A 22,685-nucleotide genomic window follows, 5' to 3' on the forward strand; every position below is an offset into this window, starting at 1 on the left:
GGCGGTTTTGCCGCAGTTTTAGCTGTGCGGCGGTTTTATTTGTTTATTTTCAAAGTGAACGTATGAATCTACTTGGTGCGCTGGCGAGAGTCGGCAGTTTGACTATGGTGTCGCGGATTTTGGGTTTTGTACGCGATACGATTATTGCCCGGGCGTTTGGTGCGGGCATGGCGACGGATGCTTTTTTTGTGGCGTTCAAATTGCCTAATCTGTTGCGTCGTGTATTTGCCGAAGGGGCGTTTTCGCAGGCCTTTGTACCGATTTTGGCCGAATATAAGCAAACCCGTTCCGAAGAGGCGACACGGGCGTTCATACAGCATGTGGCGGGTATGCTGTCGTTTATTTTGGTGATTGTGACGGCTATCGGTATTCTGGCGGCACCTTGGGTAATTTATGCGTCTGCACCGGGTTTCCGTACAAACCCCGATAAGTTTGCTTTGTCAGTTGATCTGTTGCGCGTTACTTTCCCTTATATTTTCTTGATTTCTCTGTCGTCTTTTGTAGGGTCGGTATTGAATACTTATCATAAGTTCAGTATTCCTGCCTTTACGCCTACTTTTTTAAATATCTCTTTTATCGTATTTGCCCTGTGGTTTGCGCCGTATTTCGACCCGCCCGTGATGGCTCTGGCGTGGGCGGTATTTGTCGGCGGCGTGTTGCAGCTGGTGTTTCAACTGCCGTGGCTGTTCAAACTCGGTTTTTTGAAAATGCCCAAGCTGGATTTTAAAGATGCGGCGGTAAACCGCGTGATGAAACAGATGGCGCCGGCGATGCTGGGTGTGAGCGTGGCACAGATTTCTTTGGTGATTAACACTATTTTCGCTTCGTTTTTACAGTCGGGCAGCGTGTCATGGATGTATTATGCCGACCGTCTGATGGAGTTGCCGACCGGCGTGTTGGGCGTGGCGTTGGGTACGATTCTGCTGCCGACTTTATCCAAATACGTAGCCAGTGATAATACGAAAGAATTTTCGGCATTGCTCGATTGGGGTTTGCGGTTGTGTATGCTGTTGGCGATGCCGGCGGCTGTGGCTTTGGCGGTATTGGCGTTTCCGTTGGTGGCGACTTTGTTTATGTATCGTGAATTTACGCTCAATGATGCGGTGATGACGCAAAATGCACTGATTGCTTATTCTTTCGGCTTGCTGGGTATGATTGTCGTGAAAGTATTGGCTCCGGGTTTCTATGCGCGCCAAAACATCAAAACCCCGGTAAAAGTAGCCATTTTTACTTTGGTGGTTACGCAGCTGATGAACTTGGCTTTTATCGGCCCTTTAAAACATGTCGGCCTGGCCTTGGCTATCGGTTTGGGCGCATGCTTGAATGCGGCATTATTATACGTATTGTTGCGTAAGCAAGGGTTATACCAGCCGGGAGCCGGTTGGGCAGTATTTTTGGTGAAACTACTCACTGCGCTTGCGATTATGGGCGGCGGCTTGTGGGCGGCACAAACCTACTTGCCGTTCCAGTGGGTGGGCGCACACGGTATGCAGAAGATGATACAACTTGGTGCTTTGGTTGTGTTGGGGATGGCGCTGTATTTCGGAACCCTGTTTGCTTTCGGTTTTAGACCGCGCCATTTTAAACGCTCGGAAATGCAGTAATACTATCGGTATGAAAAAGGCCGTCTGAAAACAGTTTTCAGACGGCCTTGTTAGATTATCAGGGTTTTATAACACCATTTATAAGCAGTAGCCAAGTAATTGAATATTAAATAAACTGTATTTATAACTATTCGGGCAGGATGCCGAAATCATTTTTATTGAAAAGGGCGATATATTGCCGGGCATATTTACCGGCATCGCTTCTAACGCATATTAAACCTGCTATCGTTTATGGTTGCTGTTTGTAATTTTACGCTATTTCAAGATTCATCATTTTGAGGTCTTTATGACGCTTCCCCGATTGTCGGCTACTTTTTTGATCGCATTACTGCCCGTCGGTTTTTTGATACTGATGGTTGTCGGGCCTTTGTTGGCATTGGCCGGTTACGGGCAGAGTGTGCCGGCTTGGCAAATGCTGGAAGACGATTATTTCCGTTGGCGGATCGGTTGGACGGTATTTCAGGCAGCCTTAACTTGTGGACTGACGGCAGTCTTGGGAATACCTGTGGCGTGGGTGTTGGCGCGCTTTCAATTTCGCGGGCGCAGCCTGGTTCTACGCTTGTTAATGTTGCCTTTTGTGATGCCTACATTAGTGGCGGGCATGGGTGTATTGGCTTTGTTTGGCGCACATGGTCTTTTATGGGCCGGCTGGCAGGATACGCCCTATTTATTGTTGTATGGCAATGTATTTTTTAATTTGCCGGTATTGGTGCGGGCTGCTTATCAGGGTTTTTTGCAAGTACCGGCAGAAAGGCTGCAAGCCGCGCGCGTACTTGGTGCAGGAACCTGGCAGCGTTTCGTATCGGTGGAGTGGCCGGTGTTGAAACCATGGTTGGCCGGCGGTACCTGCTTGGTTTTCCTCTATTGTTTTTCAGGCTTCGGGCTGGCTTTGTTGTTGGGCGGGAGTCGTTATACCACTGTAGAAGTGGAAATTTACCAGCTGATTGCTTATGAGTTGAATATTGCCGAAGCTTCGGTATTGGTATGGCTGGTGTTGGGGGTGACAGCTTTGGCCGGCGGGTTGTATGCGTGGATTAGCAGGCGTACGGCGTCCGGGAAAAGCATCCGTATATTGCAACCCGTTTCACCTCAAGGTTGGCGTCAGTGGTTGTTATTGGCAGCCGCATTAGGCATTTGGGCGGCTTGCTGCGTATTACCTTTGGCTGCCGTTGCCTTGCAAGTATTCGGTGCCGGAGAGTCGTGGGCGGTTTTATTGGAGGCTGAAACCTTACGTGCAGCATGGAATACCTTACGCTTTACCCTTTCAGCCATGATATTGGCTGTAATATTGGGAGTGTTTCATGCTTGGTTGGCTAAAAGAGTCGTATGGGTGCGTGGCCTGACGTTTTTGCCTTTTATGGTATCGCCTGTTTGTGTGGCGTTCGGTATTTTGCTGCTGTATCCGCAGTGGACCGCTTCCTTACCGTTGTTGATCGCTACTTATGCTTTATTGGCTTATCCCTTTATCACTAAAGACGTTTTAGCCGCTTGGGACGGATTGCCGCTTCATTATGCCGCAGCTGCGCGAAGCATGGGGGCGAATCCGTTTCAGACGGCCTGGTTTGTTACTATTCCGCTACTGTTACCTGCTTTGCGCCGGGGACTGACTTTGGCGGCGGCTACCTGCATCGGAGAATTTGCCGCCACCTTGTTTCTCTCTCGCCCGGAATGGCAAACCCTTACAACGCTTATCTACTATTACTTAGGTACGGCAGGGGCGGATAATCATGACCGTGCGATGGTATTAACCTTATTCTTAATGCTTTTGGCATTGTTGGCATTTTTAGGCTTGGATGCGGCAGAAAAAAAGAATGGGGCCGTCTGAAAAAATAATAAAATTATGCTTGACTCTATACAATGTTTATTGTATATTTTCATTCTTCAGACGCGGGGTGGAGCAGCATGGTAGCTCGTCGGGCTCATAACCCGAAGGTCGTAGGTTCGAATCCTGCCCCCGCAACCAAATTTTTAAAACCCCAGAAAAAATTCTGGGGTTTTTCTTTGTTTGCTCTTCTGAGCAAACAATTTGATCATATGAGTGAGTCTGTATTAATGATGAGTTGTGTGCAGATTTTTTATCCGTGTCGGTATTTGCCGCTATTTTCAAAGTTTTTGCCACACTCTTTTGGATGAAGTCAGTATGATAGTTAATATTTTAATTTGCAAAACAAATTGATTTTTAACTTTTAATATTTTATTGCTAAATTTCGGTAGTTTATTGATAAATGGGTGAAATTTTCCATTGATAAGCAAAAGTATTCATCATATTATATGCCTGATGATAACCATAAAATTGATAACATATTATGCCGAGTGCGATAATTGTCGAAGATGAAGTGCTGGCTTCCGAACGGTTACGGGTATTACTGGAAGAATGTAATGTTGTGTTGCTGAAGACTTTCTCTCATGCACGTCCGGCATTGGACTGGCTGAGCATGCATGAAGTTGATATCGTATTTGCCGATATCGGCTTACCCGAAATCGACGGCTTGGAGTTTATTGAAAGAATCAAACGACTGGCCAAAAAGCAGCCCGAAATTATTTTTACCACCGCTTATGAAGAACATACGTTGAGGGCTTTTGAATTGGCTGCGGCAGATTATCTGTTGAAGCCTATCAAGCTCGCACGCCTGCAAACTGCATTATCACGTGTAAGCGAGCGGATACAAGAGCAGGTGGATGATTTTACCCATTTCAAAGTATTTAGCCGTGAGCGGATGGTGGAGATTCCTTGGCAACAGGCACGATATCTGTTGGCCGCGCAAAAAACCGTATTCCTTTTTACCGGCGATGGACAATGCTATGAATTGCCGAAAACGCTGGTGTATTGGGAAGAGTTGTTAGGTGAGAAAATTATCCGTATCCACCGTAACGCTTTAGTCTTCCGTCATACGCTTGACTGCTTGATTAGGTTGGATGGCGGTGATGAAGAAGATACCAATGCCAGTTGGGCTGCCAAAGTATTGGATGTGCCGGAGCCTTTGGCCGTTAGCCGCAGACAGCTTTCGGCAATTCGTAGAATTCTGCGTCATGGCATGTAGGTTTGTTAAAGCCAAACCGATTGGGAAAAATTGTTTTAATACAACCTGATGAGACTGTTTGGCCACAGACCAAGAGGCCGTCTGAAAAATATCAGGTTAAGATTTAAATTGATTGAAATGCCGTTTGGAAAAATTTCAGACGGCATTTTTATTGGCTGTTGCAAGCGTAGGGTTAGAAAGCTCAGTGTGGCTCGTATGGTTGGGATTTGGTCGCTTGGAGTTTAACTTCGAAAAATGTCTTGATGCTTGCTAAGAATAAAACCAATAAAAAAACGCCCGTAAGCTGCGGGCGTTTTTTACTGGCCAATAATTTACCAAATATCCGATTTGATTTTGCGTTTCAAACCGGGGTGTTCGGATAATTTGAATTCCGGCTCTTTACCCATTTTCAGCTTAGCCGTGTAGTCTTTCAACAAGAGGAATACCAAGGGTGAAAGTGCCAAAATGGCAACTAAGTTAATAACGGCCATGATACCCATGCTGAGGTCGGCCATATCCCATACCAAAGGTACGCTGTTTACCGAGCCGAAATATACCATTGTCAATACAATCATGCGGAAGACGGCCAAAGTCATTTTGCCGTTTTTAATGAATTGCATATTGGATTCGGCATAAGCATAGTTGCCGATAATAGAAGAAAAGGCGAATAAGAACAGTAAAACCGCCAAGAAGTCTGCTCCCCATGCCCCTACATGGCTGACGATAGCGGCTTGGGTTAGCTGTACGCCGCTCAGTTCGCTGGTGCCGTGTACATCGGAAAGCAGCAGGATAAACGCAGTACATGAGCATACGATCATGGTATCCACAAACACGCCCAGCATTTGGATCATACCTTGGGATACCGGATGTTTGACATCTGCCGCCGCTGCCGCATTCGGTGCCGAGCCCATACCGGCTTCGTTTGAAAACAGGCCGCGTTTAATCCCCAACATCATGGCTTGCGCCGCCGCCGCCCCTAAAAAGCCGCCTGCTGCCGCTTGGAAATCAAATGCTTTTGAGAAAATCAGGCTGATTACAGCAGGTACGGCCGATATGTTGGTAATAATCACATAAACCGCCATAATCAAATATAGCAGAGCCATGACAGGTACCACGGTTTCCGCGACTTTGGAAACACGACGGATACCGCCGAAAATAATCGGAGCGGTCAAAATCACTAAGCCAACACCGACCAAATGTTTGTTCCAGCCCCATGCAGCTTCGGTGGCGGCGACGATAGAGTTGGCCTGTACGGCATTGAAAACAAAGCCGAACGCCAAGATCAGGCTGAATGCGAAAACGATGCCCAACCAGTGCTGCTTCATACCTTGGGTAATGTAATATGCCGGGCCGCCGCGGAACTGGCCGGTTTGCGGATCACGTATTTTAAACAGCTGGGCCAACGAAGATTCTGCGAATGCGGAACTCATACCGATAAGTGCGGTAATCCACATCCAGAAAACGGCACCCGCGCCACCGACTGAAACGGCAATCGCAACACCGGCGATATTGCCGACGCCTACGCGGCTGGCCAAGCCTGTTACGAAGGCTTGAAACGGGGTGATACCGCCTTTGTCTCCCCCCGCCGAACGACCGCCGAGCATTTCTTTAATACTGCGGCCAAACAGGCGGATTTGGACGATACCTGTTGCAAAGGTAAAAAATAGGCCGACACCGATCAGCAGATATACCAGACCGTTCCACAGCGGGCCGTTCAGGTCATTGATAAGTTCGTGAAATTGTTCCATGTTTGAGATAACTCCGATTCGGTTTTTGTCATTATGTAAAAAGAAAGGCGCTATTTTAATTCATAGGTAACAAAAATATAATTTTTTTACAATTAAAATTACATAAGAATCATTTGCTTAATATTTTTCCAGGTGCGAATGTAAAGTAAGGAGAGAGGGTTTGGACTTAAAAATCAAACCGTTTCCAAAGCTTCGGCAATCCTTTCCGCCATTCGTTTGCTGGCACCGCGGTGCTTATTGATAAAGCTTTCGGCTTGTTCTTGATATGGGCGCATTTTTTCGGGATGGGCAAGCCAGTCGGATACGGTTTGCCGCCATTCTTCCGCATTACGGATTTGTACGGCCGCACCGGCTGCTAATGCGCCCGAAGCCGCTTCGGTGAAATTGTAGGTTGAAGGGCCGAACAAGGTAGGTAATTTGCAGGCAATCGGTTCGATTATGTTCTGGCTGCCGGTGTTGACAAGGCTGCCGCCCACAAAAGCAATATCCGCCGCTAAATAATAAGCAAACATCTCCCCCATGCTGTCGCCGATCCATACTTGAGTATCTGCTGCAACCTTTTGCTCCTCACTACGTTTTTGGGTTCGGAAGCCATATCGTATTGCCGAATCATAGGCCGTCTGAAAACGCTCGGGGTGGCGGGGCACGATAACCAATAATGCGTCGCCTTTATAGGAACGCCAGGCATTGAGAAGCAGCTCGGCCTCGTCTACGCCTTGATGGTCGCGGGTGCTGGCACATACCACTACAGGTCGCTCGCCGATGTGTTGGCGGAAAGTTTCGGCCAAATGAGACATTTCCAAGGGCGGGGTAATATCGTATTTGCTGTTGCCGCATACATGGACGTGGGAGGCGCCGATAAAGTGTAAGCGTTCGGCATCTGCGGCGGTTTGTGCATAGCAGCCGCTCAATCCTTTGAGAGCCGAGGCAACTAAAGGACGTATTTTCAAATAGCCTTGTTGGGATTTTTCCGACAAACGCGCATTGGCGAGAAATAGCGGAATATTCTCTTTACGGCAAGTATTCATCAGATTCGGCCAAATTTCTGTTTCCATCAGTATCCCGAAGCGCGGGCGGTGCTCATTAAGAAATTGGCGTACATAGGCAGGTTTGTCGTAAGGCAGGTAGCGGCATTGTGCATCCGGAAACAGATTTTGTGCGGTAGCTCTGCCTGTGGGAGTCATTTGAGTGAGCAAAAGGGGCGCATCGGGGAAATATTGCCGCAGTTCGGTGATTAAAGGTTGGGCAGCCCGCGTTTCACCAACGGATACGGCGTGAATCCAAATCGGATGAAGAACGGGATTGGCTAGAGGCTCTCCGAAGCGTTCGCCCCAATGTTCCAGATAAGCCGGGGCTTTTTTTGCGCGGCGGCGGAGATAGCGGCGGATCAGCGCAGGTGCGAAATACCATAGGGTACGGTAGAGGGTATGTAACATCATAGACACATAGGCCGTCTGAAAAAGATTTGGGTTATTGTAGCCGAATATGCCGGTTGCACATAACGTATCGGGAGAAACGGTGGTTAAAAAGTTGGTATGAGGTTGTGTAAAGCTTTTGCCCTTACTTTAACTTAATCCCGCTATGGTCGCATGAATAGGCGCGGATAAGCGGTTTTACTTAACACCATTGCGGACATGATTTACGCCATGAAAACAGGGGTTAACATATTTAATAGCTATTATCCGGTTATTGCGAATTACGCTTGTTTTTCCATATTTTTAATTTTAAGGAACAAATTTATGAAAAAAGTAACCGTTGTTTCAGGTGCCGTATTAATGGGCTTGGCTTTGGCTGCCTGCTCTTCCGACAAACCGCAACGAGAAGGTTTCAAACACGAGCAAGGCATGCACCATTTCGGTAAAGAAGCGAAGCGTGGTGATATGATGCGTGGCCTGCGTGATTTGAATCTGACTGATGAGCAAAAAGCCCAAATCAAAAAGATCATCGAGCAAAACCGCCCACAGCATACACAGCCTGATCAAGCCCAACGCTCAGAGTTCCAAAATCAAATGGCCCAACGCCGGGCTGCCGAAAACAGCTTGATTACCAGCCCTACTTTCGATGAGGCGGCCGCCCGCGAATTGATTAGCCGGTACAGCCAACAGCATACCGAGCGTATGCAGCGTCAAAGCGAGATAGAATTGCAAAAGCTCAAAACCCGTCACGCAATCATGCAAGTGTTAACTCCCGAGCAACGTCAACAATGGCTGGAAAAGCAAGAGAAAATACGAGAAGGCCGTAAGCCGCGCTAAAATCAGTCATATATAAATAAAAAGCCCGAAAAATATCAACTTCGGGCTTTAAGGCCGTCTGAAAGGTTATTTTCCGTTTTCAGACGGCCTGTCTGCTATCTGGCAACCGAATCTGCTACAATCATGCCTACTTAAAGGCATTAAAATTTTATGAATATTTTCTATGAAGAATCCGGCCAATTCAAAGTGGCCGCCATCGTACAAAAAAACGACTCGACCTATCAAGTAGATACACAGCACGGCAAACGTACCAAAGTTAAGGCAAACAACGTATTTGTCGAATTTGATACGCCTATGGCCGATTTTTTGGATAAAGCCCAAGCCGAAGCGGTCGAAATCGATACGGATTTACTCTGGGAAGTATGCGGCGAAGAAGAGTTTTCCGCCGAAGAGATCGCTACCGAATATTTTGGCCGCCGGCCCGGTAAAATCGACTTGGCCGCTACGCTTATCGCTCTTTATGCGGCGCCCATGTATTTCTACAAAAAGGCCAAAGGTGTTTTCAAAGCCGCACCGGAAGAAACCCTCAAGCAGGCATTGGCCGCCATCGAACGCAAAAAGCAGCAGGAAGCACAGGTAGAAGCTTGGGTAGAAACATTACAGCAAGGCGGTTTGCCCGATGAAATAGCTGCCGACTTACGCACGATTCTCCATGCGCCCGACAAGCAGGCACTTACTTACAAAGCCTTTGCCAAGGCAGCTGATAATCTCAAACTTTCTCCGCTGGCATTGGCACGCCGTAACGGCGGAGTTGCCTCAATACCGCAATATTTGCGCGACGGCTTTGAAATGAAATATTTTCTACGTGGTACAGGCTTTGCCGATATTCCTGTTCCGCCGCTTGCAGAACTTCCGCAAGCAGACGTTGCCGCCTTTTCCATTGATGATGAGAGCACGACTGAAATAGACGACGCAATCAGCCTTACCGATTTAGGCAACGGCGGAAAAAGGGTAGGCATACATATTGCCGCTCCCGGTTTGGCAGTAGCGCGCGGCAGTGAAATGGAAAAAACCATTTTAAACCGTTTGAGTACGGTTTATTTCCCGGGCGACAAAATCACGATGTTGCCCGAAAACTGGATTACCGCCTTCAGCCTGGATGCCGGCGCGCACCGCCCGGCCGTCAGCATTTATTTTGATGTGGATGCCGAATTTAATCTGAGCGAGCCCGAATGTAGAATCGAAGCCGTTTATATTGCCGAAAACTTGCGTATCCAAGCCATCGAGCCTCATTTCAACGCTCAAAACGGCTTAGAGGCCGGCAGTTCTCCTGCGTTTGCCCACCACAACGATTTGATCTGGTTGTATCAATTTGCCGTCGCCCTTCAGAAAGCGCGCGGAAAATACGATCCCAACCGTGCTCCGCAATACGATTACAGCATTGATTTGGCAGACGACGGCACGGTATCAGTAAGCCGCCGCGAGCGCGGTTCGCCGATTGATACTTTGGTGAGCGAAATGATGATTTTGGCCAACAGCACGTGGGCGCAGATGCTGGATAGTGCCGGATTGCCCGGATTATTCCGCGTACAGCCTGCGGGCAAAGTACGCATGAGTACCCAATCTGAACCGCATATCGGAATGGGCGTACAGCATTACGGCTGGTTTACCTCTCCCTTGCGCCGTGCCGCCGACTATATCAATCAAAAGCAGCTGATCAGCTTGATTCTGCCTGAAACCGAACCGCTTTTCCGTAATAATGATGCAGAGCTTTTTGCCGCTTTGCGCGACTTCGATACCGCCTATGCTGCTTATGCTGATTTCCAACGTCAGATGGAAAGCTACTGGAGTTTGGTGTATTTGGAACAGCAGAATCTTAAAGAGCTAACGGCAACTTTGTTGAAAGATGACTTGGTGCGTATCGAGGGATTGCCGATGGTAGCCCGTGCCACAGGTATTCCTTTTGACACGTTGCCTAAATCGCAAATGAAGCTGGCGGTTGCCGAAGTGGATTCGGACAAACAATTTGTCGCTTTAAACTATCTGAAAGCTGTTGCACCGGTTGTGGTTTAAATCCTCGTCCAAGTAAAACATGCCGTCTGAAATTTTTCAGACGGCATGTTTTTATGGGGGAAAAGGCGGTAACGATATCATGACTACATTCGGTTACAGATTCCACTGCCGCTTTGGCGGCGCTTTGGTATAATGGCCGCACACAATAGAGCGAGAACATCTTCATGAGCGCATTTCCCGTTTTGGCCGTTACCAGCGGAGAGCCGGCCGGTATTGGTCCGGATATCTGCTTGGATTTACCTGCTGCCGAGTTACCCTGCCGTTGCGTGGTATTGGGCGATATCCAATTGCTGAAAGCCCGGGCGCAAGCACTGGGCAAGGATGTACAGATTATCGAATACCGTCCGGACTACACACCTGCACAAGATGAGTTGGAAGTATTGCATGTTCCCTTGGCCGCGCCTTGCGAAGCCGGGCAGCTTAATACCGCCAATGCCGCTTATGTGCTGCAATTGCTTGACCGTGCTTATGAAGGCATCGAAGCCGGCGAATTTGCCGCTATGGTTACCGCGCCGCTGCACAAAGGCATTATCAATGATGCAGGCGTGCCGTTTAGCGGTCATACCGAATACTTGGCCGAAAAAAGCGGAACAGGCCAAGTCGCCATGATGCTTGCGGGCGGTGGATTACGCGTGGCTTTGGTAACGACTCATCTGCCTTTGAAAGATGTTTCCGCCGCAATCGACCGCCCCTTGGTAGAATCGGTTGCACGTATTCTCGTTCAAGAATTACGCCGTAAATTCGGTATTGTCCGACCGAATATTTTGGTAACCGGTCTTAATCCTCATGCAGGAGAAGGCGGACATTTGGGCATGGAGGAAATCGAAGTCATTACGCCGGCGATCGAAAATCTGCGTGCAGAGGGTATGGATATTCACGGGCCGTATCCTGCCGATACCTTGTTCCAACCGTTTATGCTGAAAGGTGCCGATGCCGTGTTGGCGATGTATCACGATCAAGGCTTGCCGGTGTTGAAATATGCCAGCTTCGGCAAAGGTGTCAACATTACCTTAGGCTTGCCTTTTGTGAGAACCTCTGTCGACCACGGAACCGCTCTCACTTTGGCCGGTAGCGGTAAAGCTGATTCGGGCAGTCTGATTGTTGCGGTTGATACGGCTTTGGCAATGGCGCAACATTCGCAAAACGCCGTTTGAAAATGCCCGATTGTTAAAAAGCAGCCGTTAAACGGCTGCTTTTTAGTTTATGAATATGATTTCAGACGGCCTATCAAACAATTCACACCCGTACAGGCGTGTTTTCCGTTAACATAATATCCAAATGTAAATATAGCTGATTTTTAAGTAGAGGCGGAGTACATGATTTTACCCGCCCATCAGGAATAAGAATAAGGATAAACCATGGACAATAAACAAAAATTACAACAAGGCTTGCAGGAAATGGGGTTGAACCTCACGACTGCCCAGCAATTGTTGCTGCTTGAATATGTCGCACTTTTGAAAAAATGGAATAAAACCTACAACCTCACCGCACTGCGTGATGAAAACACCATGATCAGCCACCACATTCTCGACAGCCTCACGCTGCTGCCGTATGTGGAAAAAGCCGAAACTTTGATGGATGTCGGCTCAGGCGGCGGTATGCCCGGTATCCCGACGGCCATTTGCCGCCCGGATTTGCAGATTACCCTGTTGGATTCCAACACTAAAAAAACCACTTTTCTGCAACAAGCCGTGATTGAATTGGGTTTGAGCAATGTAACCGTAGCCAGCGGCCGCGTAGAGGCCATGCATGATAAAAAAGTCGATGTGGTAACCAGCCGTGCTTTTGCAGAGTTGGCCGATTTCATTTCATTGACCAAGCATCTTTTGAACGAGAAGGGCTACTGGGCGGCCATGAAAGGCGTTTACCCTTATGAAGAGTTGGCACATGTACCCGAAAGCGTCGAAGTGGTGAAAGTAGAGAAATTGAATGTTCCCCTGCTCAACGCCGACCGCCATATGGTCGTTATGCAGCCCGTACGCTAACCGGCGATCTTTTTAAGAACAATTGAACATGCTTTGTTTGCCGTATTTGTTTCTGCGGTTATAAACATACCGAATATGCCGTCTGAAAACTTCAGACGGCATATTATTTTGTACGGTGTGCTTTTTTAGTGGCGGTAACTTCTTTTTTAACCGGTCGTTAAGTGCCGGCTGCGCTTATCTTTGCTTATGCCGCTCAGGGATAGATAAAACGCGTTACAATACGCTTTTGAGAAAGACACAACCCGATTTACCGTTATGACTGATCCTGTTTACATTCCCCTGCGCCTGCATACCGAGTTTTCTATTACCGACGGTACGGTACGTATCAAACAAGCCGTCAAAAAAGCGGCAGAATACGGCTTGCCCGCGTTGGGTATCAGTGATCTGATGAATTTTTTCGGGTTGGTGAAATTCTATAAAGCCTGCCGCGGAGCGGGCATTAAGCCGATTGCGGCGGCTGATGTTTGGATTGAAAACCCAGATGCGCCGGATAAGCCTTTCCGAGCCATGTTGGTGGTGAAAAACGATGCGGGTTATCTGCGCTTGAGCGAGCTGCTGACTGCGGCCTATGTGGGTAAAGACCGCAATGTCGATCATACGGAGCTGCGCCAGCAGTGGTTGGCTGAGGGAGACAACAGCGGCTTGATTTGTTTGTCGGGCGCGCACTATGGCGAAGTAGGCATCAATCTGATGAACGGTCATGAAGCCAATGCCAAAGCGGCCGCCAAAAAGTATGCCGCGTGGTTTCCGGATGCTTTTTACCTTGAGCTTCAGCGTCTGCCCGAACGTCCGCAATGGGAAACATCGGTAGCGGGCAGCTTGGAAATTGCCGCGGAACTTGATTTGCCGGTAGTCGCCACTCACCCCACCCAATTTCTCGAGGCAGATGATTTTGAAGCTCATGAGGCACGGGTATGTATTGCCGGCGGTTGGGTGCTGGCCGATAAAAAACGCCCGAAAGAGTTCGTACCCGGGCAATATTTTGTTTCGCCGGAAACGATGGCCGAGCGTTTTGCCGACTTACCTGAAGCCTTGCAAAATTCGGTTGAGATTGCCAAACGCTGCAACATCCACATTACATTAGGTAAAAACTTTTTGCCGCAATTTCCCACGCCAGACGGTATGTCGTTAGATGACTATCTGACGCTGCTTTCCAATGAAGGTTTGCGCGAGCGGATGGCGGTGTTGTATCCCGATGAAGCCGAGCGTGCCGCCAAAATGCCCGAGTATCAGGAGCGTTTGGATTTTGAGTTGCAAATCATCATCCAGATGGGTTTTCCGGGCTATTTCCTAATCGTACAAGACTTCATCAACTGGGCGAAAGAAAACGGCTGTCCGGTAGGACCGGGGCGCGGTTCGGGAGCAGGTTCGCTAGTGGCGTATGCCCTGAAAATTACCGATCTTGATCCGTTGAAATACGCATTGCTGTTCGAGCGTTTTCTTAATCCGGAGCGGGTTTCCATGCCCGACTTCGACGTCGATTTCTGCCAAAGCAACCGCGGGCGGGTTATCGAATATGTGCGTGAAAAATACGGTGCCGATGCGGTCAGCCAAATTGTTACTTTCGGTACGATGTCGTCTAAAGCCGTAATACGAGACGTCGGCCGTGTGTTGGAGCTGCCTTTCGGCCTGTGCGATAAACTTTCCAAACTGATTCCGCTTGAGGCCAACCGTCCCGTTAGTTTGGAAAAGGCGATGGAACTTGAGCCGGAAATCGGCCAGTTGATTGAAAATGAAGACGCCGGGCAACTGATCGATTTGGCCAAACGCTTGGAAGATTTGACCCGCGGTTTGGGTATGCATGCCGGCGGTGTGTTGATCGCACCCGGAAAAATCTCAGATTTCAGCCCTGTTTATCAGGCAGACGAATCGGCCTCGCCCGTGTCGATGTACGACAAAGGGGATGTGGAAGATGTCGGCTTGGTGAAGTTCGACTTTTTGGGTCTGCGTAACCTGACCATCATCGAAATGGCGCAAAACTTTATTGCCGAAACCTGCGGGCAAAAGGTTGATGTCAGCCATATTCCGCTGGATGATTCGGCCACATATAAAATCTTTTCCACGGCAAATACCACGGCGGTTTTCCAGTTTGAATCGACCGGCATGAAAAAAATGCTGCAAAAGGCCAAGCCGACCAAGTTTGAAGAGATTATCGCCTTTGTATCGCTTTACCGCCCGGGACCGATGGATCTGATTCCCGACTTTATCGACAGGATGCACGGTGCGAAATTCGAATACCTGCACCCCTTGCTGAGCGAAGTGCTGGAACCGACTTACGGCATTATGGTTTATCAAGAGCAGGTAATGCAGGCAGCCCAGGTATGCGGTGGGTATACTTTGGGTGGTGCCGATTTGCTGCGCCGCGCGATGGGTAAGAAAAAAGTCGAAGAAATGGTGAAACAGCGCGCTACTTTTGTAGCCGGTGCTGCGGAAAAAGGTATCAGCCAAGCCAAAGCCGATGAAATTTTCGACTATATGGAAAAATTCGCCGGCTACGGCTTTAACAAATCACACGCGGCGGCTTATTCTTTGGTGGCGTATCAGACGGCTTGGCTTAAAGCCCATTATCCCGCCGAATTCATGGCGGCTACCATGTCGAGCGAGTTGGACAATACCGACCAGCTCAAGCTGTTTTACGATGATGCCCGCGCCAACGGCATAGAGTTTCTACCGCCTGATATCAATGAATCGTTTTACCGTTTTACACCCAACAACCAACGCCAAATCCGTTATGCACTCGGTGCGGTCAAAGGTACGGGTGAAGGAGCGGTGGAGGCGATTGTTGCAGCGCGCGAGAGCGGCGGACGCTTTACCGGATTATTGGACTTTTGCGAACGTGTAGGTAAAACACATATCAACAAACGCACCATCGAATCACTTATCCGTGCGGGTGCCTTCGACAGCATTGATCCTAACCGCGCCAAATTAATCGCCAATATCGATTTGGCTATCCACAATGCCGAACAACAGGCCGCCAATGCCAATCAGGGCGGACTTTTCGACATGATGGACGATGTCATCGAACCATTGCAGCTTGAGGATGCGCCCGAGTGGAGCGAATCGGAAAAACTGGCCGAAGAAAAACAAGTGTTGGGCTTTTATTTTTCCGGCCATCCGTTCGGCCCGTTTGCCCAAGAGGTACGGCAGTTTGCTCCGGTTCGACTGAATAAGCTGAAACCGCAAGATCATGTGCGTGTGGCCGGTTTTGTTACTGCTGTGCGTACCATGATGGGCAAACGGGGCAAAATTGCCTTTGCCACTTTGGAAGATCAAAGCGGACAAGTGGAGGTATTGGTAAGCGGGCAGGTGTTGGAAGAATATTCAGGCCGTCTGAAAGCCGACCAAGTATTGATTATGGAATGTAAAGTAAGCCGTGATGATTACAGCGGAGGTGATGCGTTGCGGATCATGGCCAATAATGTGATGACTTTGCAGGCTGCCCGTGAAAAATACGCCCGCAGCCTCAGTTTGAGCTTGCGGCCTGAGCATGATATTCCCAAATTGGCAGATTTGCTCGGCGGCTATCGGGCTAGCGGTTCAGGCTCGATACCGTTGTATTTCAGTTATAGTAATGATGCCGCCAGCGGTGAGTTACATACTTCTCCGCAATGGCTGGTTAAGCCTGATATCGCTTTGTTTGATGCTTTGCAGCAGCTTTTGGGTGAACGGGCGATTCGTGTTAACTGGTAGTTTGCTACATATGATTTGCAGATGATTTGATATTGGTAAATTAGACTAAAAAAGGCCGTCTGAAATTTTCAGACGGCCTTTTTAGACAAAAATGTTACAAAATATGTATAAAATGTCTAATTTTGTAGAAAATTAAAAAATAATCCGATATTATCAGACACTCTGTCAAAATAAGAATGGAAGGCGGTTTATGTCTGTTATCAACTCTTCTGAATCCGTGTCTACATGGCACTCTAAAATGCGGGCTATCGGCCCCGGTATTCTGATGGCCTCTGCTGCCGTCGGTGGTTCACATATTATTGCCTCTACCCAAGCGGGTGCGATATACGGTTGGCAGTTGGCGGTGATTATTATTTTGGTCAACTTGTTTAAATACCCGTTTTTCCACTTCGGCGCGCACTATACGCTAGACACGGGGAAAAGTCTTTTGGAAGGCTATAAAGAGAAAAACCCCCTTTATTTGTGGCTGTTTCTGATACTCAATTTATTTGCTACCGTGGTGAATATCGCCGGAGTGGGTTTGATTACGGCGGTTATTCTCAGCCTTGCCGTTCCCGGTATCTCTATGAATTTGCTTGCCGGCATTGTATTGGGTGTAACTTTACTGTTACTGCTGACAGGAAAATATAGAGCTTTGGACGGTTTGTCTAAGATTGTGATGGTTTCGTTGACGGCAGCCACGGTAACGGCAGTGATTGTAGCGGCAGCGAAAAGCGGCAACGTGCCGGCTGCCCCCGATTTTGTCGCCCCTTCGCCGTGGAATCTTGCCTCATTAGGTTTTATGATTGCTTTGATGGGTTGGATGCCCGCACCGATCGAATTTTCTGCCATTAACTCACTGTGGGTAGTGGTTAAACGCAAGCTTGATCATGTATCTTACCGCGACGGCTTGTTTGACTTTAATGTAGGCTATATTGGTTCGGCAATTTTGGCGGTGATTTTTTTGGCATTGGGCGCGCTGGTACAGTTTGGTTCGGGCCAAGAAGTCAAAATGGCAGGGCCCGCTTATATCAGCCAACTGGTGGATATGTATGCCGCTACTATCGGTGAATGGTCGCGTTGGCTGGTGGTGTTTATCGCTTTTGCCTGCATGTTCGGCACAACGATTACTGCGGTAGACGGCTATTCGCGCGCAAATACCGAAGCAGTGCGCCTGCTGGCGGGAAGCAAGCAGTTTAGCACCCGTTCGCTGAAAATTTGGACGATACTCGGTTGTGTGGCGGGTATGGTGGTCATCCTGTTCTTCAAAGGCGCGTTGGCTCCCATGCTTAAGTTTGCCATGATCACCGCATTTTTGACGACCCCTGTTTTCGCTTGGTTGAATTTAATGTTGGCTCGAGATTCGGCACATAAAATCAGCTTTTCCCTGATGACGCTATCTTGGTTGGGTTTGTTTTACCTGGTGGGTTTTGCCGTATTGTTTTTATTACAGTTGGTAGGTTTGTTCGGTTGAAATCCCTGAAGCCGGAATTAATATTTTGAGAATGCCGTCTGAAGCTTTTCAGACGGCATTCTTTGTTTGACAGTTGGAAAGTTAATAAATAAAGACAGTGATTGGTGAAGGTATCAGTTTGCCTCAGGATTTGTCGTATTCTCGGTACAAAAGCACGCCTATTTACATACATGATCGTATTTTTAAGTTAAAACGCCGTCTGAAAATTGGCCTGTTTTGCAGAATATTATTAAAATACAATCTTTATGCAGTGAGAGCCATTCCAACGTGGCGGCAATGGTTGTTTCGCCGGCCTGGTTGTATTACCTGGGCTTGATTGCAATTTCTTTAATATCTTGTTGATGATTTGAAGATGAGTACACCTTTCATCGAAATGTCTGATGTTGCCTTCGGCTACGGCAGCCGAACTATCCTAAACAATGTCAATTTCAGCATTGAACAGGGTAATTTTGCCGCTATTATGGGCGGATCGGGCAGCGGTAAAACCACTCTGATGCGGCTGATTACCGGCCAACTGCATCCGCAGCGCGGCAGGGTGTTGGTGGAAGGTAAAGATTTGGCGCGTCTGAACCCGGCAGAATTGTACGAGCACCGCCGCCGTATGGGCGTGTTGTTTCAGCATGGCGCTTTATTTACCGATTTATCAGTGTTTGATAACGTGGCATTTCCGATGCGCGAGCTTACTAAGCTGCCGGAACCCGTTATCCGTGATTTGGTTGTGTTGAAGCTCAATGCCGTCGGTTTGCGCGGGGTGGAAAAATTAATGCCCTCGGAGCTTTCGGGCGGTATGGCGCGCCGTGTGGCCTTGGCGCGCACGATTGCCCTTGATCCCGAAATTATGCTGTATGACGAACCGTTTACCGGTTTGGATCCGATTTCTCTAGGCGTTATCGCCCATTTGATCAGCCGAATCAACAAAGCTTTGCGCTCTACCAGCGTTATGGTTACGCATGATATCGAGCAATCGCTGAAAATCGTGAACCAAGTGATTTTTCTGGCACACGGAGAAGTGGTGTTTTCCGGCAGCCCTGAAGAAATGCGCGAGTTGGATTCGCCATGGGTTAACCAGTTTGTCGGAGGTTTGCCCAACGGGCCAGTGGCTTTCCGCTACCCTGCAGAAACCACGCTGCAGCAAGACTTGTTCGGAACACAATAAAACTTCAGGCGGCCTCATTTTTGAATGTGCATAAATTTTTAGAAGGCCGTTTGAACAGCAACAATCCTAATTTAAGCAAAATATGAATTTTATCCAAACCATCGGACAACGCAGCCTCGGTTTTATTCAGGAATTAGGCAGTGTTTGTTTGTTTCTTCTGCAGATTTTGGCGAAATCCGGCACCGTATTGACCCGGTTCCGCCTCTCGGTCCGCCAAATGTATTTTGCCGGCGTTTTGTCCGTATTGATTATCGCCGTATCGGGCTTGTTTGTCGGCATGGTATTGGGTTTGCAGGGCTATACCCAGCTGGCCAAGTTCAAATCCGCCGATATTTTAGGCTATATGGTAGCCGCCAGCTTATTGCGTGAACTGGGGCCGGTATTGGCGGCGATTTTATTTGCCAGTAGCGCGGGTGGGGCGATGACGAGTGAAATCGGCTTGATGAAAACCACCGAACAACTCGAGGCTATGAATGTGATGGCTGTAAATCCGGTTTCACGGGTGGTTGTACCGCGCTTTTGGGCAGGTGTGGTTTCCATGCCTTTGTTAGCCTCGGTATTTAATGTGGCCGGCATTTACGGTGCTTATTTGGTCGGAGTGCAGTGGTTAGGCTTGGACAGCGGTATTTTCTGGACTCAAATGCAGAACAATATCAGCTTCGGCTACGATGTACTCAACGGCCTGATCAAATCGGTGTGTTTCGGTATTGCGGTTACTTTAATTGCCGTTTATCAGGGTTTTCACTGTGTACCGACTTCCGAAGGTATCCTACGGGCCAGCACCCGTACCGTGGTTTCTTCCGCGCTGACTGTGTTGGCAATCGATTTTATTTTAACGGCATTGATGTTTACCGAGTAAAACCATGAAGAAAAGTGTTTTGGAATTTTGGGTGGGTTTGTTTGTATTGCTGGGCGTAGCCGCGGTCGGCTTTTTATCGTTTCGCGTAGCCGGCGGTAGTGCGGTTGCCGGTTCGGGGCAGACTTATACGGTTTATGCCGAATTTACCGATATCGGCGGTTTGAAAGTAAAAGCGCCGGTAAAAGCAGCGGGTGTATTGGTCGGCCGGGTCGGCAGTATTGAGCTGGATCCTCAAACTTATCAAGCCAAAGTTAGCCTGAATTTAGACAAGAAATATCCGTTCAGCACCGATGTGTCGGCCCAAATTCTGACTTCCGGACTTTTGGGCGAACAATATATCGGTTTGCTGCAGGGTGGTGATCCCGAAAACTTGGCCGATGGAGATACTATCAGCATGACCAGTTCGGCAATGGTGTTGGAAAATCTGATCGGTAAATTCATGACCAGCTTTACCGAAAAAAATGCCAAGCCGTCTGAAACCGATACAACAAACGGTGCGGCCGAATAAGCCGTTCACACACTAAACGAGAAGGAATAAAAATGAAAAAATCTGCAATTATGAGCGCCTTGGGTATCGGCGTATTGAGTATCAGTATGGCGTTTGCGACACCTCAGCAGGCTGTCAGCCAAGTGCGTAATAACGCTACCGAAGTATTGAGCATTTTGAAAAATGCCAATGGCAGTAACGATGCCAGTATCCGCAAACAGGCCGAAAACTATGCAATGCCTTACTTTGATTTCCAACGCATGACGGCATTGGCAGTCGGTAATCCTTGGCGTCAGGCCAGCGATGCCCAAAAACAGGCGTTGACCCGCGAGTTTCAAACTTTGCTGATCCGTACCTATTCAGGCACTATGCTGAAGTTCAAAAACTCAAAAGTTACCATCAAAGATAATCCGGTTGTTAACCGCGGCGGTAAAGAAGTTATCGTCCGCGCCGAAATCGTTGCAGCGGGCGGCGGTAAACCTGTAAATATGGATTTCACCACTTATCAAAGCGGCAACCGTTACCGCGTATATAATGTGGCGGTAGAAGGTGCCAGTTTGGTAACCGTATACCGCAACCAATTCGGTGAAACAATTAAAAATAAAGGTATCGACGGCTTGATTGCAGAGTTGCGTGCCAAAAACGGCAGCCGCTAAGCATGAAAAGCGAATTGCACGACAACATTATCCGGTTAAGCGGTGATATCACGGTAAAAACTGTTGATCAAGCCGCATTCGGCCGCTTTGAGCAGCAATGCCGCCAAAGCGGCCTTGCCGGCATCGACTTGGGCAAAGTGGAAAAGGCCGATTCTGCCTGTCTGTCGCTTTTGGTTGCAGCTTTGCGCCAAAACCGTAACCTTGTTTTCCATAACCTTCCTGCTTCGGTACAAGCATTGTCCGAACTTTACGAAATCCAAGAGCAGGTTCACGCATGAAAAAATCCACCTCAACCGCTTTGGCCGTGTTGGCTCTAGCCGCAGCTCAGCCCGCGCTGGCCCAAAGCAATCCTAATGATCCGTATGAAAGCTACAACCGTTTCATGTTTAAAGTTAATGATACGGCCGATCATTACGTACTCGCTCCTGTAGCCCGCGGTTACCGAACCGTTACGCCGAAGCCTGTTCGGATGGGCGTAACCAATTTTTTTGATAATTTGCGAGATGTCGTCAGCTTTGGCAGCAATGTGTTGAGGCTTGATATCAAGCGGGCAAGTGAAGATTTGGTGCGTGTGGGTATTAATACGACCTTTGGTTTGGGCGGTTTGATCAATATTGCCGATGCGGGAGAAATACCCAACAATAAAAATACCTTGGGCGACACATTTGCCTCTTGGGGGTGGAAAAAAAGCAATTACTTCGTTTATCCGTTGATGGGGCCTTCAACTGTACGCGACAGCCTTGGTTCCACCGTGGTTGGTGTTTATTCTCCTCAAACCGCTGTATTCGATACCAATGCAGCTCGCTGGGGTGCCGTCGCACTTAATGCCGTGAATACCCGTGAGCGGATTTTGGACTTAACCGATAGTTTGGATGAAGCCGCCATTGATAAGTACAGCTATACACGCGATCTGTATATGCGGATGCGTGCCCAACAGCTGGGTGTGCCGTTACCGCAAAACGAAGAGGATAATATCGATATAGATGAGTTGGTAGACAATCCCGAATCCGCTGCTTTGCCCGAATCGGATTTACCCAAAGGCGAACCGGTTCCGGCTACTGAAAAAAACTCAGAACCCGAACCGAAAACGTGGTACGAAAGTAGTTTGAATGATGGCCTGCCTCTGTACGATGGTACTGAGCGAAACGGCATCATTACCGTTTGGCAAACCGACGGGCGTTTGGCTTTTTAACAAGATTTTTGATAAATCGCTTTACGGCCGATGTTTTTACCGCTTACAAAATATGCCGTCTGAACATTTTTCAGACGGCATATTTTTATGGTAGGGACTAATGACAGATATTTATTTGAAAGTGAATTGTGCAAACAGATGACGCGCCGCTGTTTTCGCATTATTATCTTATCCGTGAACAACCCGTTCTGCCTGAAGGAGACGATTATGTATGAAGTTAACCGCAGCATGTTTTTGCTGATGCCGCTAGAACCGTTTTGGAACTGGCTGCAATCTTTGCCGGATATCGACCTTTCAGATATGTCGTTGGAAACATTGCAGGCAGATGCCAATGCTTATTTGGTGAATCCCTGTGATACGGCAGAAGAAGTATGGGCGGAAATCGAAGGCCGGTTCGAGGAAATTTTTGCTGCCGAATTGGCAGATTGGTGCGAAGACGAAAGCGAGTGGCCGGATTTGCATCCCGATATTTTCAATGAATGGTTTGATATCCAGCTCTCGACTATTATTACCGATTTGTCGACCGAGCCTTTGGAGCGTGAAACCTTCCAAGCCTTTACCCTGAATTGA

The 22,685-nt window shown here is 48.3% G+C and carries 18 protein-coding genes and 1 tRNA gene; 17 read left to right on the forward strand and 2 right to left on the reverse strand.

Annotation, left to right across the window (positions count from 1 at the left end; translation table 11 throughout):
• Positions 1-62 precede the first annotated feature (62 nt).
• The 4 genes from murJ to ACEPPX_RS08165 all read left to right on the forward strand — a co-directional run bounded on the left by murJ (position 63) and on the right by ACEPPX_RS08165 (position 4,645).
• Positions 63-1,604, forward strand: coding sequence for a murein biosynthesis integral membrane protein MurJ (gene murJ / locus ACEPPX_RS08150; protein ID WP_416623620.1), 1,542 nt, complete (start codon positions 63-65; stop codon positions 1,602-1,604).
• 286 nt (positions 1,605-1,890) lie between these two features.
• Positions 1,891-3,429, forward strand: coding sequence for an ABC transporter permease (locus ACEPPX_RS08155; RefSeq protein ID WP_416623621.1), 1,539 nt, complete (start codon positions 1,891-1,893; stop codon positions 3,427-3,429).
• A gap of 61 nt (positions 3,430-3,490) precedes the next feature.
• Positions 3,491-3,567 (forward strand) — tRNA-Met (locus ACEPPX_RS08160).
• Positions 3,568-3,910: 343 nt separating this feature from the next.
• Positions 3,911-4,645, forward strand: coding sequence for a LytR/AlgR family response regulator transcription factor (locus ACEPPX_RS08165; protein ID WP_416623622.1), 735 nt, complete (start codon positions 3,911-3,913; stop codon positions 4,643-4,645).
• Between the two features lie 311 nt (positions 4,646-4,956).
• Here ACEPPX_RS08165 and ACEPPX_RS08170 read toward each other — a convergent pair whose 3' ends face one another.
• Positions 4,957-6,372: an alanine/glycine:cation symporter family protein gene (locus ACEPPX_RS08170; RefSeq protein ID WP_416623623.1), complete on the reverse strand. Its 1,416-nt coding sequence runs from the start codon at positions 6,370-6,372 to the stop codon at positions 4,957-4,959.
• Positions 6,373-6,545: 173 nt separating this feature from the next.
• Complete coding sequence (gene waaA / locus ACEPPX_RS08175) at positions 6,546-7,808, reverse strand: lipid IV(A) 3-deoxy-D-manno-octulosonic acid transferase (protein ID WP_416623679.1); 1,263 nt, start codon at positions 7,806-7,808, stop codon at positions 6,546-6,548.
• A gap of 303 nt (positions 7,809-8,111) precedes the next feature.
• Between waaA and ACEPPX_RS08180 the strand changes: the two genes are divergently transcribed.
• From ACEPPX_RS08180 to ACEPPX_RS08240, 13 genes are all read left to right on the forward strand, one after another.
• Positions 8,112-8,624: a Spy/CpxP family protein refolding chaperone gene (locus tag ACEPPX_RS08180; RefSeq protein WP_416623624.1), complete on the forward strand. Its 513-nt coding sequence runs from the start codon at positions 8,112-8,114 to the stop codon at positions 8,622-8,624.
• Positions 8,625-8,774: 150 nt separating this feature from the next.
• Positions 8,775-10,637, forward strand: coding sequence for a ribonuclease catalytic domain-containing protein (locus tag ACEPPX_RS08185; RefSeq protein ID WP_416623625.1), 1,863 nt, complete (start codon positions 8,775-8,777; stop codon positions 10,635-10,637).
• 164 nt (positions 10,638-10,801) lie between these two features.
• Entirely contained in the window at positions 10,802-11,791 is a 990-nt protein-coding gene (gene pdxA, locus ACEPPX_RS08190) for a 4-hydroxythreonine-4-phosphate dehydrogenase PdxA (protein WP_416623626.1), read from the forward strand.
• Positions 11,792-11,995: 204 nt separating this feature from the next.
• Positions 11,996-12,622, forward strand: coding sequence for a 16S rRNA (guanine(527)-N(7))-methyltransferase RsmG (gene rsmG, locus ACEPPX_RS08195; protein ID WP_416623627.1), 627 nt, complete (start codon positions 11,996-11,998; stop codon positions 12,620-12,622).
• 255 nt (positions 12,623-12,877) lie between these two features.
• Complete coding sequence (gene dnaE / locus ACEPPX_RS08200) at positions 12,878-16,312, forward strand: DNA polymerase III subunit alpha (RefSeq protein ID WP_416623628.1); 3,435 nt, start codon at positions 12,878-12,880, stop codon at positions 16,310-16,312.
• A gap of 190 nt (positions 16,313-16,502) precedes the next feature.
• Complete coding sequence (locus tag ACEPPX_RS08205; RefSeq protein WP_416623629.1) at positions 16,503-17,765, forward strand: NRAMP family divalent metal transporter; 1,263 nt, start codon at positions 16,503-16,505, stop codon at positions 17,763-17,765.
• A 352-nt stretch (positions 17,766-18,117) separates the two neighbouring features.
• Complete coding sequence (locus tag ACEPPX_RS08210; protein ID WP_047760826.1) at positions 18,118-18,921, forward strand: ABC transporter ATP-binding protein; 804 nt, start codon at positions 18,118-18,120, stop codon at positions 18,919-18,921.
• Positions 18,922-19,003: 82 nt separating this feature from the next.
• Positions 19,004-19,780 (forward strand): lipid asymmetry maintenance ABC transporter permease subunit MlaE, encoded by a 777-nt coding sequence (mlaE, locus tag ACEPPX_RS08215; protein WP_047760827.1) that lies wholly within the window; start codon positions 19,004-19,006, stop codon positions 19,778-19,780.
• 4 nt (positions 19,781-19,784) lie between these two features.
• Positions 19,785-20,288, forward strand: a complete 504-nt coding sequence (gene mlaD / locus ACEPPX_RS08220) for an outer membrane lipid asymmetry maintenance protein MlaD (RefSeq protein ID WP_047760828.1) — start codon at positions 19,785-19,787, stop codon at positions 20,286-20,288.
• Between the two features lie 32 nt (positions 20,289-20,320).
• Positions 20,321-20,923, forward strand: a complete 603-nt coding sequence (locus tag ACEPPX_RS08225; RefSeq protein ID WP_416623630.1) for an MlaC/ttg2D family ABC transporter substrate-binding protein — start codon at positions 20,321-20,323, stop codon at positions 20,921-20,923.
• 2 nt (positions 20,924-20,925) lie between these two features.
• A complete protein-coding gene (locus tag ACEPPX_RS08230) occupies positions 20,926-21,201 on the forward strand; it encodes an STAS domain-containing protein (protein ID WP_047760830.1) in 276 nt (91 codons plus the stop codon).
• Positions 21,198-22,115 (forward strand): VacJ family lipoprotein, encoded by a 918-nt coding sequence (locus ACEPPX_RS08235; RefSeq protein ID WP_416623631.1) that lies wholly within the window; start codon positions 21,198-21,200, stop codon positions 22,113-22,115. The genes ACEPPX_RS08230 and ACEPPX_RS08235 overlap by 4 nt, the downstream gene beginning before the upstream one ends.
• A gap of 207 nt (positions 22,116-22,322) precedes the next feature.
• Positions 22,323-22,685: a hypothetical protein gene (locus tag ACEPPX_RS08240; protein ID WP_047760831.1), complete on the forward strand. Its 363-nt coding sequence runs from the start codon at positions 22,323-22,325 to the stop codon at positions 22,683-22,685.

The sequence above is a fragment of the Neisseria sp. S1 genome, from assembly GCF_048060015.1.
Taxonomy (GTDB): Bacteria; Pseudomonadota; Gammaproteobacteria; order Burkholderiales; family Neisseriaceae; genus Neisseria; species Neisseria arctica.